At 71.3% G+C, this 14762-nt stretch carries 16 protein-coding genes; 5 read left to right on the top strand and 11 right to left on the bottom strand.

Annotation, left to right across the window (positions count from 1 at the left end):
* From CQZ88_RS04115 to CQZ88_RS04095, 5 genes are all read right to left on the bottom strand, one after another.
* Positions 1-781 (bottom strand): hypothetical protein (locus CQZ88_RS04115; RefSeq protein ID WP_258008433.1); only part of this gene is annotated, 781 nt, incomplete at its 3' end.
* Entirely contained in the window at positions 781-2229 is a 1449-nt protein-coding gene (hflX, locus tag CQZ88_RS04110) for a GTPase HflX (RefSeq protein ID WP_102799287.1), read from the bottom strand. The genes hflX and CQZ88_RS04115, both read right to left, overlap by 1 nt.
* Before the next feature lie 102 nt (positions 2230-2331).
* The gene (gene dapF / locus CQZ88_RS04105; RefSeq protein ID WP_029543356.1) at positions 2332-3198 is read right to left on the bottom strand and encodes a diaminopimelate epimerase; all 867 of its coding nucleotides are present in this window, start codon (positions 3196-3198) and stop codon (positions 2332-2334) included.
* A gap of 10 nt (positions 3199-3208) precedes the next feature.
* Positions 3209-4144 carry a tRNA (adenosine(37)-N6)-dimethylallyltransferase MiaA gene (gene miaA / locus CQZ88_RS04100; RefSeq protein ID WP_102799286.1) on the bottom strand — a complete coding sequence of 312 codons (936 nt, stop codon included), beginning with the start codon at positions 4142-4144 and terminating at the stop codon, positions 3209-3211.
* Positions 4132-4848, bottom strand: coding sequence for a hypothetical protein (locus CQZ88_RS04095; RefSeq protein WP_029543353.1), 717 nt, complete (start codon positions 4846-4848; stop codon positions 4132-4134). Before CQZ88_RS04095 ends, miaA begins: the two co-directional genes overlap by 13 nt.
* Positions 4849-4999: 151 nt before the next feature.
* Here CQZ88_RS04095 and CQZ88_RS04090 point away from each other — a divergent pair, with 151 nt between their 5' ends.
* Positions 5000-6358, top strand: coding sequence for a DUF349 domain-containing protein (locus tag CQZ88_RS04090; RefSeq protein WP_029543352.1), 1359 nt, complete (start codon positions 5000-5002; stop codon positions 6356-6358).
* 74 nt (positions 6359-6432) lie between these two features.
* On the opposite strand, the gene CQZ88_RS04085 is transcribed toward CQZ88_RS04090, so the two are convergent.
* Both CQZ88_RS04085 and miaB read right to left on the bottom strand, forming a co-directional pair.
* Positions 6433-7041 (bottom strand): hypothetical protein, encoded by a 609-nt coding sequence (locus tag CQZ88_RS04085; RefSeq protein ID WP_006948249.1) that lies wholly within the window; start codon positions 7039-7041, stop codon positions 6433-6435.
* Positions 7038-8588 carry a tRNA (N6-isopentenyl adenosine(37)-C2)-methylthiotransferase MiaB gene (gene miaB / locus CQZ88_RS04080; protein ID WP_006948250.1) on the bottom strand — a complete coding sequence of 517 codons (1551 nt, stop codon included), beginning with the start codon at positions 8586-8588 and terminating at the stop codon, positions 7038-7040. The genes CQZ88_RS04085 and miaB overlap by 4 nt, the downstream gene beginning before the upstream one ends.
* Positions 8589-8848: 260 nt before the next feature.
* Between miaB and CQZ88_RS04075 the strand changes: the two genes are divergently transcribed.
* The 4 genes from CQZ88_RS04075 (at position 8849) to CQZ88_RS04060 (ending at position 12159) form a co-directional block, all read left to right on the top strand.
* On the top strand, positions 8849-9577 hold the full coding sequence (locus CQZ88_RS04075; RefSeq protein ID WP_029543348.1) for an amino acid ABC transporter ATP-binding protein: 729 nt from the start codon (positions 8849-8851) through the stop codon (positions 9575-9577).
* A 59-nt stretch (positions 9578-9636) separates the two neighbouring features.
* Entirely contained in the window at positions 9637-10470 is an 834-nt protein-coding gene (locus CQZ88_RS04070; protein WP_006948252.1) for a glutamate ABC transporter substrate-binding protein, read from the top strand.
* Between the two features lie 82 nt (positions 10471-10552).
* Positions 10553-11233, top strand: a complete 681-nt coding sequence (locus CQZ88_RS04065; RefSeq protein WP_006948253.1) for an amino acid ABC transporter permease — start codon at positions 10553-10555, stop codon at positions 11231-11233.
* Entirely contained in the window at positions 11230-12159 is a 930-nt protein-coding gene (locus tag CQZ88_RS04060; protein WP_102799285.1) for an amino acid ABC transporter permease, read from the top strand. The genes CQZ88_RS04065 and CQZ88_RS04060 overlap by 4 nt, the downstream gene beginning before the upstream one ends.
* A 4-nt stretch (positions 12160-12163) precedes the next feature.
* Here the strand turns inward: CQZ88_RS04060 and recX are convergent, their stop codons facing one another.
* From recX to CQZ88_RS04040, 4 genes are all read right to left on the bottom strand, one after another.
* Positions 12164-12742 carry a recombination regulator RecX gene (recX, locus tag CQZ88_RS04055; RefSeq protein ID WP_102799284.1) on the bottom strand — a complete coding sequence of 193 codons (579 nt, stop codon included), beginning with the start codon at positions 12740-12742 and terminating at the stop codon, positions 12164-12166.
* Positions 12743-12750: 8 nt separating this feature from the next.
* On the bottom strand, positions 12751-13791 hold the full coding sequence (gene recA, locus CQZ88_RS04050; RefSeq protein ID WP_006948259.1) for a recombinase RecA: 1041 nt from the start codon (positions 13789-13791) through the stop codon (positions 12751-12753).
* Positions 13792-13976: 185 nt separating this feature from the next.
* Positions 13977-14171 (bottom strand): DUF3046 domain-containing protein, encoded by a 195-nt coding sequence (locus CQZ88_RS04045; RefSeq protein WP_029543347.1) that lies wholly within the window; start codon positions 14169-14171, stop codon positions 13977-13979.
* A gap of 63 nt (positions 14172-14234) precedes the next feature.
* Positions 14235-14762, bottom strand: a 528-nt coding sequence (locus CQZ88_RS04040) for a glycosyltransferase (protein ID WP_308410786.1), incomplete at its 5' end; no start/stop codon positions are given.

Here is a 14762-nt window from a genome sequence, read left to right as displayed (position 1 = left end):
CGTGGGGCACCGGCACCCGCAGGGCCGGGCCCGCCGCGAGCGCCGCCGCGACGTCGCCGTCGGGGGCGTGGAAGAGGTAGACATCGGTGTACGTGCGCACTGCGGCGACGGTGCCGTCGGCGCTGACCGCGCCACCGGTGACCAGCGCGGAGGAGGCCCCGCCGACGGGTCCGCCGGGGGTGTCCGTGGGGCCGAGGGTCAGGGATCCGACGCGTTCGAGCGGGACCGGCCCCGGGTCGGGCAGGTCGTCCACGCTCCGCCCGCCCGCCGGCCGGTAGATCCCGGCACTGCCGAACAGCGGCTTGGAGACGATCAGCGGCACCCCGTCGCGCGGGACGAGCAGCGTCTCCGCGTCGCGTGGGCCGTCGGGATAGGTGAGCCGGTGCAGGCTGCCCGCGCCGGTCTGCGGGTCGACCGAGATCAGCGCGACGGTGTCGCGCGCGGCGCGATTGTCGCCGACGTCGCCGAGCCACAGCCGGCCGTCCGGACCGGCGGCGAGGTCCTCCACGTCGTACGGGTCGACGGGCGGCGGGATGCGGCGCACCACCGCGCAGTCGGCCCCGAGCTCGAACACCGCCTCGTCGGCCCCGGCGTCCGGCACCGCGAACACGCGATCACCGGAGGCGACGAGGCCCGACAGCTCCGCGAGGGCGGGATCGGTGGGGGTGCACAGCACGCCACCGTCGACCTCGGCGATCGGGACCGTGGAGGTCTGCGCCGCGGCGGCCGGCGCCGACACGACGGCCGCCGAGGCCACCAGGCCGACGAGGGCCCCGCGCACTAGGCGGCGTACTCGACCAGGGCCGACGCGAGCGCCTGCGGCACGCGGGCATGCACGCGCGTACCGTCCACCTCGTGCGCGGAGTTCAGGACCTGCCCGTCCGAGTGGATCCGCGCGAGCAGGTCGCCCCGCGTGTACGGCAGCAGCACCTTCACCTCGACGTCCGGGTGCTCGAGCAGCGCGGCGAGGTGCTCGCGCAGTTCGTCGAGTCCCTCGCCGCTGCGCGCCGAGACGAACACCGCGTCGGGCAGCAGGGCGCGCAGCTCGGTGAGGGTCAGCGGGTCGGCGGCGTCGACCTTGTTCACCACGATCAGCTCGGGCGGCGGCGGAGCGTCGGACTCGCGCAGCACGTCGGTGATCACCTCGCGCACGGCCTTGATCTGGTCCGTCGGCAACGGATCGGACCCGTCCACCACGTGCAGCAGCAGGTCCGCGTCCGTGACCTCCTCGAGGGTGGAGCGGAACGCCTCGACGAGCTGGGTCGGCAGGTGCCGCACGAAGCCGACGGTGTCGGTGAGCACGTACTCCCGTCCGTCCGGCAGTTCGGCCCGGCGGGTGGTCGGGTCGAGCGTCGCGAACAACGCGTTCTGCACCAGCACACCGGAACCGGTGAGCTTGTTGAGCAGGCTGGACTTGCCGGCGTTGGTGTAGCCGACGATGGCGACCGACGGGATGCGGTTGCGCATGCGCCGGGTGCGCTTGGTGTCGCGAACGGACTTCATCGCCTTGATCTCGCGGCGCAGCTTGGCCATCCGTTCGCGGATGCGGCGACGGTCCGTCTCGATCTTCGTCTCGCCGGGACCGCGCAGGCCCACGCCGCCGTTGCTGCCGGCACGGCCGCCGGCCTGCCGCGACATCGACTCGCCCCAGCCGCGCAGTCGCGGCAGCATGTACTCCATCTGCGCGAGCGATACCTGCGCCTTGCCTTCACGGGAGGTGGCGTGCTGGGCGAAGATGTCGAGGATCAGTGCGGTGCGGTCGATGACCTTGACCTTGACGATCTTCTCCAGGGCGGTCAGCTGCGCAGGGGTGAGCTCGCCGTCGCAGATGACGGTGTCGGCACCGGTGGCCAGCACCACCTGGCGCAGTTCCTCGGCCTTGCCGGAGCCGATGTAGGTCGCGGCGTCGGGACGGTCCCGGCGCTGGATCAGGCCCTCGAGTACCTCGGAGCCCGCGGTCTCGGCCAGTGCGGCGAGCTCGGCGAGGCTGGCCTCGGCCTGGGCCGCGGTGCCGCCGGTCCACACCCCGACCAGCACGACCCGCTCGAGGCGGAGCTGCCGGTATTCGACCTCGGTGATGTCCTCGAGTTCGGTGGACAGCCCGGCGACGCGGCGCAGGGCGCTGCGGTCCTCGAGCTGCATCTCGCCGACCGACGGGTCGGCGGGGACCCAGCCCGCGACGCGGTCCGCGTCGTCGGTGGCCGATTCGTTTCGTCGTGTGTTCGTCATACACGACCATCGTCCCACGTCGGACGCGCCGACGCATGCGACTTTCCGGGTGTCCGCGCAGGGCGAAACCCGCGCGGCGCACCGGCGCCGCCGGGCCGGGAGTCAGTCCAGGCCGCCCCACCAGTCGTCGCCGATCGTGCCCGACGCCACCAGCACCGACGGGCCGCGCAACGCGGCCCGGCCGTCCTCGAGGCGCACCTGCACGGTCCCGCCGGGGACGTGCACCTGGACCGTACCGGAGCCGGACCCGTCGAAACGCAACGCCGCGGCGGCGGCCGCGACCGTGCCGGTGCCGCAGGACCGGGTCTCCCCCACGCCCCGCTCGTACACCCGCATGTCCACCGCGCCCGCGGAGATGGGCGTGAGGAACTCGATGTTGACCCCCTGCGGGAAGAAGCCGGGGTCGAAACCCGGACCGGAAAGGTCGAGGGCGGCCAGGGTCGCCGCGGTCAGGTGCGGATCGACACAGGCCAGGTGCGGGTTGCCGACGTCGATGCCCAGCCCGCGGTACACCCGGCCCTCGATGGTGGCCGTCGACTCCCCCAGCTCCCGCACCACACCCATGTCGACGGTGACCTCGCCGTGGGTGGCGTCGGCGCTGTGCACCTGCACCGGCTTGCCGCCGGCGCGGCTGCCGACGACGAACTCGCCGCGCGACTCGAGCCCGCTGGCGGTGACGAAGTGCGCGAACACCCGCACCCCGTTGCCGCACATCTCCGCGATCGAGCCGTCGGCGTTGCGGTAGTCCATGAACCAGTCGTCGGCGTCCGTCCCCTCGGGCAGTGCCGGCAGAACCCCGGCGTCGACCAGCGCCCCGGCGCGCGCGACGCGCAGGACCCCGTCCGCCCCGAGGCCGCGACGGCGATCGCACAGCGCCGCCACCCGCTTCGGCTCGAGGGAGATCCGCACGTCGGGATCCGGGAGGATCACGAAGTCGTTCTCGGTGCCGTGGCCCTTGCTGAAGTCCATGCCCGTCACCTTAACGACGGTTCGCATCGGCGAGAACCCGCAGCGCCGTGTCCCGCAACGCCGGATCGGCACCGTCGAGCCAGTGCACCCGCGGATCCCGGCGGAACCACGAGCGTTGCCGGCGCACGTAGCGCCGCGTCCCGATGAAGGTGCGCTCGCGGGCGTGGGCGAGGTCCCACTCACCGGCCAGGTACTCGAGCACCTGCGCGTACCCGATCGCCCGACGGGCGGTTACCCCCTCGTGCAGCCCCTGTTCGCACAGCGCCGCCACCTCGTCGACCAGTCCGCGCTCGAACATCAGGTCCGTGCGCCGAGCGATCCGGTCGTCGAGGGCCACGGTGTCCCGGTCCACCCCCAGCACGACGGTCCCCCACCTGGGATCGCCGATCTGCGGCTGCGACGCCGCGAACGGCGCCCCGGTGAGCTCGACCACTTCGAGGGCGCGGACCATGCGGCGGCCGTCGGTGGGGAGGATGGTCGCCGCGGCGACCGGGTCGGCCCGCTGCAGCGCCGCGTGCACCGCGGCCACCCCCTCGTCGGCGAGCAGCGCCTCCCACTTGGCCCGTACCTGCGGATCCGTCGCGGGGAACTGCCACTCGTCGAGGAGGGCCTGCACGTACATCATCGAGCCGCCGACGATGATCGGCACGGCGCCGCGGTCCCGGATCGCCTCGACGTCGGCGGTCGCGGCCTGCTGGTAGCGGGCGACCGTGGCGGTCTCGGTGACATCGAGGACGTCGAGCTGATGGTGGGTGATGCCGCGCCGCTCGTCGACGGGCAGCTTGGCGGTGCCGATGTCCATGCCGCGGTACTGCTGCATCGCATCGATGTTGACGATCTCCCCGCCGAGCTCCTCGGCGAGATCGAGACCCAGATCGGACTTGCCGGTGGCCGTCGGGCCGACGACGGCCACCGGAGGGAGGGGCTCACGGGTCACGGTCGCCACATCCCGACGTGGTATCCCACGCCGTACGGCGCGCTGCTGTGGGTCGTGGCGGCCGCCGCCGGTCCGTCGGAGCCGAACACCGCGGCCAGCACCTGCCATGCGGCGCGGCCGTCGAGGACCAGTTCGGTGCAGAGCGCCGGGTCGAGCGCGGCGAGCGCGGCGGCGTCGCCGACCGCGAGGGCGGCGCCGAGCGCCTCGTCCACCTCCTGCGCCCCGGGGTGGTAGGCCCCGGGTGCCTTCGCGGTGAGCGTGGCCGGGCCGTCCGCGACCACGAGCAGGGCCGTCGGGGTGCGGTCCGCGTCCAGGGCGCCGCGCAGCCGCCGCCCGAAGCGGGCGCAGTCCTGCGGGGTCGTGTCGGCCGGCACGACGTGCGTGGTGGCGCGCACGACCGGCGCCGTCCGGTCGCGCAACCAGCCCGCGATCAGGGCCGGCAGCGGCAGCTGCGGATCGGGCGTCCCCGCGGTCGCCGGCCCGAGCGATACGGCCAGGTCGACACCGAAGCCGCGGAACGTTCCGACGGCCGTGTCCGGGAGGTGCGCGGCCTCCGTGCCCGTACCGACGACGACCCACTGCGCCGCGGCGCGCAGTTCCGCCCCGACGTCGAGCACGGCGGCGCGCAGGTCGGCGGTCTCGGCGGCCGCGGAGCCGGTCAACTCGGGAACGAGCAGGGGTGGGGACGGCACGAACGCCGCGGCGATCAACACACGGGCCACCGTAGTCGACCCGACCCGCCGCCTCCCGGCCGTGCGACCTGTTTCAATAGTGGGCGGGCGTGGTCTCGGAGCGACCTCCGCGGCCCGACCACGCGAACCAGTGCGACCAGGCAGCCGTGCCGCGCGGCAGAGATGAGGACCGATGACCGACCCGAACGCAACGCAGGAATCCCGCGCTCCGAAGCCGGGCGCTCCCAAACCGGGTCGGCAGCGGCCGGCCCCCGAGTCGTCGGCACCCAAGCCGCACCCGGCCGCCCATCCCCATCCGCAGCCCACGGTCCCGGCCAGCGATCCGAGCCGGTGGGGCCGCGTCGACGAGGACGGCACGGCGTGGGTGAAGACCGCCGAGGGCGAGCGGTGCATCGGGTCCTGGCAGGCGGGCGACGCCGCCGAGGGGCTTGCCCACTTCGGCCGCCGGTACGACGACCTCGCGACCGAGGTGGCGATCCTCGAGTCGCGGCTGAGCTCGGGCACCGGGGACGCGAAGAAGACCCGGGCGGCGGCCCAGGCGCTCGCGGAGTCCTTGCCCACCGCCGCCGTGATCGGTGACCTCGACACCCTCGCCGAGCGGCTCGCGGCGATCGTCGCGGACTCGGAGAAGGCGGCGGTCGCCGCAAAACAGGAGAAGGAGCACCAGCGGGCGGCGGCCACCGCCCGCAAGGAGGCCCTCGCGGCCGAGGCCGAGCAGATCGGCGCCGAGTCGACCCAGTGGAAGGCTGCCGGCGACCGGTTGCGGGAGATCCTCGAGGAGTGGAAGACGATCCGCGGCGTGGACCGTAAGGTCGACGACGCCCTGTGGCGGCGCTATTCGAAGGCCCGCGAGGCGTTCAACCGCCGGCGCGGCGCGCACTTCGCCGAACTGGACCGCGAGCGCGCCGCCGCCCGGACCCGCAAGGAGGATCTCGTGGCGCAGGCCGAGGAACTGCAGGACTCGACCGACTGGGGTGCGACGGCGGCCGCGTTCCGGGAACTTCTCGCCGAGTGGAAGGCGGCCGGCCGGGCGCCGCGCGAGGCCGACGATCAGCTGTGGAAGCGGTTCAAGGGCGCCCAGGACGTGTTCTTCGCCGCCCGCAACGCGGCCGCCTCGGAGCGGGACGCGGAGTTCGAGGAGAACGCGCAGGCGAAGGAGGCGCTGCTGCAGTCGGCGGCGTCGATCGATCCGGCGGCGGACATCGACGCCGCCCGGGCCCGGCTGCGCGAGCTGCAGGACAGGTGGGAGGAGATCGGCAAGGTCCCGCGGGAGCGGATGCACGACCTCGAGAGCCGTCTGCGGGCGATCGAGAAGCGGGTCCGCGAGGCCGCCGAGTCCGAATGGCGGCGCACCGACCCGGAGGCGCTCGCCCGTGCCGCCCAGTTCCGGGAGCGCGTGCGCCAGTTCGAGGAGCAGGCCGCCAAGGCCACCGCCGCGGGCCGCCCGAAGGACGCCGAGAGTGCGCTCGCGCAGGCGCAGCAGTGGCGGGAATGGGCCGACGCCGCGGAAGGAGCCGTCGGGGAGCGCTGAGCGCCCCTCCGGACACGACGGTGCCCCCGGCTCGTTCGAGCCGGGGGCACCGTCGTTCGTCCGGTCCCGGGCGGTCAGTCGTCGAGCAGGCCCTTGTTCTCCTGCTGGGCGGCCGCGTTGCGGAGTTCCTCCTCGGCGGCGAGCTGAAGCGCGGTGCGCGTCCACACCACCTTCGCCCAGTGGAAGGTGAGCACCATGACGGTGATCCAGCCCAGGATCAGGCCGATGCCCGGTCCCGCGCCCGGGTCGCCGACCGGCAGGGTCTGCCTCGACCAGATCGAGAGCATGCCGAACACGATCGACACCGCGGAGCCGGCCAGCGCCAGCCACGCCAGCACCCACCGGCGGGTGACGAGCGCCAGGATGGAGAAGATCGCGCCGAACACCAGAGCGAGCCACACGAAGATGCGGGAGGGCAGCGCGATGGACTCGGCGGTCGCGTCGGGGGCGAAGGACAGCACCTCCCACCCGTTGGCCGCCCCGGCGTGGGGCAGGCTGAACGAGCCGAGCAGCACGAGCACCGCGACCGCGACGACGAGCGCGCGGGCTCCGGGGTCGATCTCGCCGGCGATCTTGCGTTCGGCTGCCTCGAGGTCGGCGCGGACTTCGTCCATCGGATCCCTTCCGTCGTCCCCGGCGTCGTCGCCGGGCGTCCTGCCCTCGTCGGGGCCGCTCGCGGTCATGCGTCACATCCCGTCTGTGCCGGAAGTGGCTCGGGCACACCGATCTGCGGGAGACCGAGCCCCACCCCGATGGGGGGCGTCTTGGGGGTGCGGCCCTGCTCGAACCGGTCGCCGGCGCGGGTGCGCCGATGAGTCAGGATCGGGGTGTCCGCGACCAGATGGTGCGGGGCGGCCTCGCTGATCACGATCGTGACGACGTCGCCCGGGCGAACCGCACGGTCGATGTTGCCCTCGGGCCGGAAGTGCACGAGCCGGCCGTCACGGGCGCGGCCGCTCATCCGGGCGGTCTCGGAGTCCTTGCGGCCCTCCCCCGCGGCGACGAGCAGCTCGACCTCCCTGCCGACGAGCGCAAGGTTCTCCTCGAGGGTGATCCGCTCCTGCAGCGCGATGAGCCGTTCGTACCGTTCCTGCACCACCGCCTTGGGCAGCTGGCCGTCCATCTCCGCGGCCGGCGTGCCGGGTCGCCTGGAGTACTGGAAGGTGAAGGCGCTGGTGAACCGGGCCTTCTCGACGACGTCGAGGGTCTCCTGGAAGTCCTCCTCGGTCTCGCCGGGGAACCCGACGATGATATCGGTGGTGATCGCCGCGTGCGGCATGGCCGCGCGCACCTTCTCGATGATCCCGAGGAACCGCTCCTTGCGGTACGAGCGGCGCATCGCGCGCAGGACGCGGTCCGAGCCGGACTGCAGCGGCATATGCAGCTGCGGGCACACGTTCGGGGTCTGCGCCATCGCCTCGATGACGTCGTCGGTGAACTCCGCGGGGTGCGGGGAGGTGAAGCGGACCCGTTCGAGACCCTCGATACCGCCGCAGGCGCGCAGCAGCGCGGCGAACGCGCCGCGGTCGCGGGGCTGCTCCGGATCGGCGAAGGAGCGGCCGTAGGAGTTGACGTTCTGCCCGAGCAGGGTCACCTCGAGGACGCCCTCGTCGACGAGCGCGCGGACCTCGGCGAGGATGTCACCGGGCCGGCGGTCCACCTCCTTGCCACGCAGCGACGGCACGATGCAGAAGGTGCAGGTGTTGTTGCAGCCCACGGAGATCGACACCCAGCCGGCGTAGCTGGACTCGCGCCGGGCGGGCAGGGTCGAGGGGAACGCCTCGAGCGATTCGAGGATCTCGACCTCGGCGCGGCGGTTGTGCCGGGCACGATCGAGCAGCGCCGGCAGGTTGCCGATGTTGTGCGTCCCGAACACGACGTCGACCCACGGCGCCTTCTTCACGACGACCTCGCGGTCCTTCTGGGCAAGGCACCCACCGACGGCGATCTGCATGTTCGGGTTGGCGTCCTTGACGGGCCGCAGATGGCTCAGGTTGCCGTAGAGCTTGTTGTCGGCATTCTCCCGCACCGCGCAGGTGTTGAAGACCACGAGATCGGCGGGCGCACCCGGCCCTGCCTTGGTGAACCCGGAGTCCTCGAGCAGCCCGGACAGGCGCTCCGAGTCGTGCACGTTCATCTGGCAGCCATAGGTGCGCACCTCGTAGGTGCGGGCGCCGACCTCGGCGGTCGCGTCGAGGGCGGCCGGGGCGCTGGGGGGTTCATGGTCCATCGATGACACGTCCCAGCCTAGCTCACGGGGCCGGACCGCTCCTGAAGTGGGCCGAGAGAGACAAACTAGTCCATCGCGCGACCCGGCGGGGCGAACCGGAACCGGCCTTTCGGGGCCGACCGTAAATTTTCCATTACGCAGTCCGAACTCGGCTTGCGAAAATTGCGGCACGGCGGCGCGGGCAGCATAGGGTTCTGTCCATGACACCAGCGGCGGTCGAATTCGAGAAGCCCTCCGGCTCGGCAGGCGGCGCACCCCCGATGATCTCGATGTCGGCGGTGGAGAAGCACTTCGGAGCCCTGCACGTGCTGCAGGACATCAACCTCGAAGTATCGGCGGGTCAGGTCGTGATCGTGGTGGGGCCGTCCGGGTCCGGCAAGTCCACCCTGTGCCGGACCATCAACCGGCTCGAGCCGATCGACTCGGGCGAGATCCGGGTGGACGGCAAGCTGCTTCCCGCAGAAGGTAAGGCGCTCGCGGCGCTGCGAGCCGACGTGGGAATGGTGTTCCAGTCGTTCAACCTGTTCGCGCACAAGACCATCCTCGAGAACGTCATGCTCGCCCCGGTAAAGGTCCGTCGCAAGGGCAGGACCGAGGCCAAGGAGCAGGCGCTGCAACTTCTCGACCGCGTCGGCATCGCCAATCAGGCGGAAAAGTATCCCGCGCAGCTCTCGGGCGGCCAGCAGCAGCGCGTCGCGATCGCGCGGGCACTGGCGATGAACCCGAAGGTCATGCTGTTCGACGAGCCGACCTCGGCGCTGGACCCCGAGATGGTCCAGGAGGTGCTCGACGTCATGACGTCGCTGGCCCGGGAGGGCATGACGATGCTCGTCGTCACCCACGAGATGGGCTTCGCCCGCAAGGCCGGCAACCGCGTGCTGTTCATGGCGGACGGGCAGATCATCGAGGACACCGACCCCGACACGTTCTTCACCGCACCCAAGTCCGCCCGCGCCCAGGACTTCCTCGGCAAGATCCTCAGTCACTGATCCGGCGTCGCTGCCGCACCGGAACCGGGGCGGCATCACCCACAACACGGAGGTACTCGATGAGAATCACCCGCTCGGTTCGCCTGGGCATCGGCGCGATCGCCGTCGCCGTGCTCGCCACCGCGTGTGGCGGAGACGAGCAGCGCAGCGTGTCGCAGTCCGCCGAGAGCGGCTCCCTCGTCGTCGGCATCAAGTTCGACCAGCCCGGGCTCGGGTTGCGCAACCCCGACGGTACCTTCAGCGGGTTCGACGTCGAGGTCGCGAAGTACGTCGGGCAGCAGCTGGGAGTGGCGCCGGAGAACATCGAGTTCAAGGAAGCCCCGTCCCCGCAGCGCGAGACCCTCATCGAGAACGGTGAGGTGGACTACATCGTCGCCACCTACTCGATCACCGACACGCGCAAGGAGAAGGTCGACTTCGCCGGGCCGTACTTCGTCGCCGGCCAGTCGCTGCTCGTGCGTGCCGACAACACCGACATCACCGGACCGGAGTCGCTCAACGGCGGCAAGCGGCTGTGCTCGGTGGCCGGCTCCACCCCCGCACAGAAGGTCAAGGACACCTACGCGCAGGACGTGCAGCTGCAGGAGTTCGACACCTACTCCGCCTGCGTCGAGGCGCTGCGCAACGGTGCGGTCGACGCCGTGACCACCGACGACATCATTCTCGCCGGTTACGCGGCCCAGTACCCGGGCCAGTTGAAGGTCGTGGGCGAGCCGTTCACGGAGGAGCGCTACGGTATCGGTCTGGCCAAGGGCGACACCGAGTCCCGCAACCAGATCAACGACGCGATCGAAGAGATGATCTCGAGCGGGGCCTGGCAGGCCGCCCTCGAATCCACTGTCGGCCCGTCCGGATACCCCCTGCCGGAACCGCCGCAGGTCGACCGCTACTGACCGTCCCCGCCGTCCGGCCGGCCCGTTCGACGACTCGTCACGGGCCGGCCGGATCCCAATCCCCGATCGGTGGAGTTGACCTGTGGATCTGTTGAGCAAGTACGGCGATCAGTTGATCGACGCCTTCTGGACCACCGTGCAGTTGACGGTGTTCTCGGCGATCGGCGCGCTGATCCTCGGAACGATCCTCGCCGGCATGCGCGTGTCCCCGGTGCCGGTGGCACGGGCGGTCGGCACCGTGTACGTGGGGATCTTCCGCAACACCCCCCTGACGCTGATCATCATCTTCTGCCTGTTCGGCCTGTCACAGACGCTGGGCATCAGCCTCGCCCCCCAGTCGTCGCCGACGTTCCTGGTGGACAACAACTTCCGGCTCGCAGTGCTGGGCCTGAGCGTCTATACCGCGGCGTTCGTCTGCGAGTCGCTGCGCTCGGGCATCAACACCGTCAACGTCGGTCAGGCCGAGGCGGGCCGCTCCCTCGGGTTGACCTTCGGCCAGAATCTGCGCCTGATCGTGCTGCCGCAGGCGTTCCGCGCGGTGATCGCACCCCTCGGCAGCGTGCTGATCGCCCTGACCAAGAATTCGACGATCGCGTCCGTCATCGGCGTCTCGGAGGCCTCCCTGCTGATGAAGACCATGATCGAGAACGAGGCGCAGATCTTCGTCATCGGCGGCATCTTCGCCCTCGGCTTCGTGATCCTGACCCTGCCCACGGGCCTGCTGTTCGGCTGGCTGAGCACGCGATTCGAGGTGTCCCGGTGAGCACCGGCCGCGCAACCGTCCTCTACGACGCCCCCGGTCCCCGGGCGCGAACGATCTACCACGTCGCCTCGGCGGCGGTGGCCGTGCTGCTCGTCGCCGTCGGCTATTTCGTCTACCGGGCTCTCGACGACAAGGGGCAGCTCACCACCGCGAAGTGGGAGCCGTTCCTGGAATCGAGCTCGTGGACCACGTATCTGATCCCCGGCATCCGGGGCACACTCATCGCGGCCGCGGTATCCATCGTGCTCGCCCTGATCCTCGGGGCCGCGCTGGGCATCGGCCGGCTCTCCGATCACCGGCCCGTGCGCGCGGTGTGCGGCTTCATCGTCGAACTGTTCCGGGCCATCCCGGTACTGATCCTGATGATCTTCGCCTACCAGCTGTTCGCCGAATACCAGGTCTTCCGGTCGAAGTACCTGGCGCTGGCGGCAGTGGTCACCGGCCTGACCCTCTACAACGGCTCGGTGATCGCCGAGATCGTCCGCGCCGGTATCCGGTCGCTGCCCCGCGGGCAGACCGAGGCCGCCGCGGCGCTGGGCATGCGCAAGGGCCAGATCATGCGTCTGATCCTGTTGCCGCAGGCCGTCACGGCGATGTTGCCGGCGATCGTCTCGCAGATGGTGGTGGCCCTGAAGGATTCCGCGCTCGGCTATCTCATCGGGTACGTCGAAGTGGTGCGCGCCGGTCAGCAGCTCGGCGCGTTCTTCGGCAACTACCTGCCGTCGCTGCTCGTGGTGGCCGCGATCATGATCGTGCTCAACGGCGCGTTGACGGTCGTCGCGACCCGGCTCGAGCGGCGTCTGCGGACCGGACGCAAGAACCGTGCCGCGATGCCGGACGCCGACGAGAACGCCCCCGACAACGTGCTTTCCGGCATGACCGTCCCGGGGGTGGACATCACCAGCGATCACGACAAGCGCCGGTAACCCGTCAGTCGGTGGCGACGTCGCCGGGCTCGGGATCGAGCCCGGCGAGTTCGCCGCGGACCACGTCGAAGGCCACGCCCTGCGGGTAACCACGGCGGGCGAGCATGCCGACCAGCCGTCGCACCACCTTGTCCCGTTCCGCGGCGATCTCGCGCCGATCCCCCTCCGTGGGCAGCGGGGGCTGGGTGCGCAGCTTCTTGCGCACCAGTTCGGCGGCGCGGGCGCGTTCGTCGTCGCCGTCGATCTGCTCCAGCGCCTCAGCCGCCTCGTGCTGCCCGATCCCCTTGCGGCGCAGTTCCATTGCCAGAGCACGTTTGCCCCGGCCGGCATGCCGATGACGGGAGCGCACCCACTGCTGGGCGAACTCGGCGTCGTCGACGAGGCCCACCTCGGTGAGCCGGTCGAGGGTCCGCTCGGCGACGTCCGCGGCGAAGCCCTTCTGTTCGAGTTTCGCGGCGAGTTCGGCGCGGCTGCGAGCCCGGTCGGTCAGCAGACGGAGGCACAGGTCCTTGGCCTGTGCCTCCGTTCCGCCGCCGGGCAGGTCGCCGCCGCACCGGTCACCGCGACGGGAGTCGCTGCCCAACGCTCGACTCAGAAGTCGGCGGGCTCGTCGGCGGGCTCGGCGGTGACGTCCGCCCCGATGCCGAGCTTCTCCTTGATCTTCTTCTCGATCTCGTCCCGGACGTCGGTGTTCTCCAGCAGGAACTTGCGGGCGTTCTCCTTGCCCTGACCGAGCTGGTCGCCCTCGTAGGTGTACCAGGAGCCGGACTTGCGGATGAAGCCCTGCTCGACCCCCATGTCGATGAGCGAGCCCTCCTTGCTGATGCCGTGGCCGTAGAGGATGTCGAACTCGGCCTGCTTGAAGGGCGGCGACACCTTGTTCTTGACGACCTTGACGCGGGTGCGGTTGCCCACCGCGTCGGAGCCGTCCTTGAGGGTCTCGATACGGCGCACGTCCAGGCGCACCGAGGCGTAGAACTTCAAAGCCTTGCCGCCGGTGGTCGTTTCGGGCGAGCCGAACATCACACCGATCTTCTCGCGCAGCTGGTTGATGAAGATCGCGGTGGTGCCCGAGTTGTTGAGCGCACCGGTCATCTTGCGCAGCGCCTGGCTCATCAGGCGGGCCTGCAGGCCGACGTGGCTGTCACCCATCTCGCCCTCGATCTCGGCGCGCGGCACCAGGGCCGCCACCGAGTCGACCACGATGATGTCGAGCGCGCCGGAACGGATCAGCATGTCCGCGATCTCGAGCGCCTGCTCACCGGTATCCGGCTGCGACACGAGCAGGGCGTCGGTGTCGACACCGAGCTTGCGCGCGTACTCGGGATCGAGCGCGTGCTCGGCGTCGATGAAGGCGGCGATGCCGCCGGCGGCCTGGGCGTTGGCCACGGCGTGCAGCGCGACCGTCGTCTTACCGGAGGATTCCGGGCCGTAGATCTCGACGACCCGGCCGCGCGGGAGGCCGCCGATGCCGAGCGCGACGTCGAGCGCGATCGAGCCCGTCGGGATCACGGCGATGGGCTGGCGGGACTCCTCCCCCAGGCGCATCACCGAGCCCTTGCCGAAGCTCTTGTCGATCTGCGCGAGCGCCAGCTCGAGCGCCTTGTCGCGATCGTGTGCCTGTGGTGCCATCGTGGTCCCCTTTTCGAGTCTCGTCTTGCTTGCCGATGACGTTAGAGTCCGGCACCGACAAGTTCGCCGTCCCGACCGGCGAGCGGCCGGATCTGTGGATGAATCGGACGCCTGTGGACTACTTCTTCACCACCCGCGGACCAGCATAGGCGAACAACTGTTCGAACGGAACGGGCGCGGCGGTTTCACCGGCGCGCGGGCGGGACGTCGAACTCCTCGCACAGGGCCCGCCACACCTCACGGGGTTCCCGGCCGGCCTCGATGGCCGCGGCGGCGGTCCGCCCGCCGAGCGAGAGCAGCACGTGGTCACGTAGCAGGGCGTCGCCGCGCAGCTGCCCGAACTCGTTGCGGACACACTCGTGAAATTCCGTCAGTCGCACCTGCGCCACGGTAGTCGCTTCCCGGACCCCCGACAGCGGCCGGTGGCGCGGACGCGGGGCACGTCACCGCATCGGCGCCACGACGCTGCGGCAGACGGTCACCGGGTCCTCGACCTGCGTTGCCGTCGCAGCGGCCAGGCGGGCCGCGCGCGTGAAGCGCGGCTCGGTCAGCACGGTGTCCACGGCCGCCCGCAGCGCGTCGGAGTCGAGTGGCCGCACGACCACCGCGCTGCCCTGCCGGGCGGCCCGATTGGCCAGCTCCCACTGGTCGCCGCCGCCGGGCACCACGACCGCGGGCACCCCGGCGCGCAGGGCCTTGGCGAGCATCCCGTGGCCGCCGCCGCACACCACCACGTCGGCCTGCTCGAGCAGCAGGTCCTGCCGGCCGTGCCCGGCCACGACGCCGTCCGGCCAGTCCCGCTCGGGCGGCTCGAGCATCGCGACGACGATCCGCATCCCGGATCCGCCGAGGCCCGTGCACACGGCGTCGAGCAGGCCGGGCACGCCGGTAGCCGCGGTGGACGGGGCCACCATCACCAGCGGTCCGTCGCCGGAGGGCGGCGCCAGGACGTCGCCGGTGGGCTCCCACAG

Origin of the sequence: Rhodococcus sp. ENV425, from assembly GCF_002887785.1 — a bacterium.
In the GTDB taxonomy this organism is placed as follows: Bacteria; Actinomycetota; Actinomycetes; order Mycobacteriales; family Mycobacteriaceae; genus Rhodococcus; species Rhodococcus aetherivorans.
This window is presented reverse-complemented; position numbering and strand designations above follow the sequence as displayed.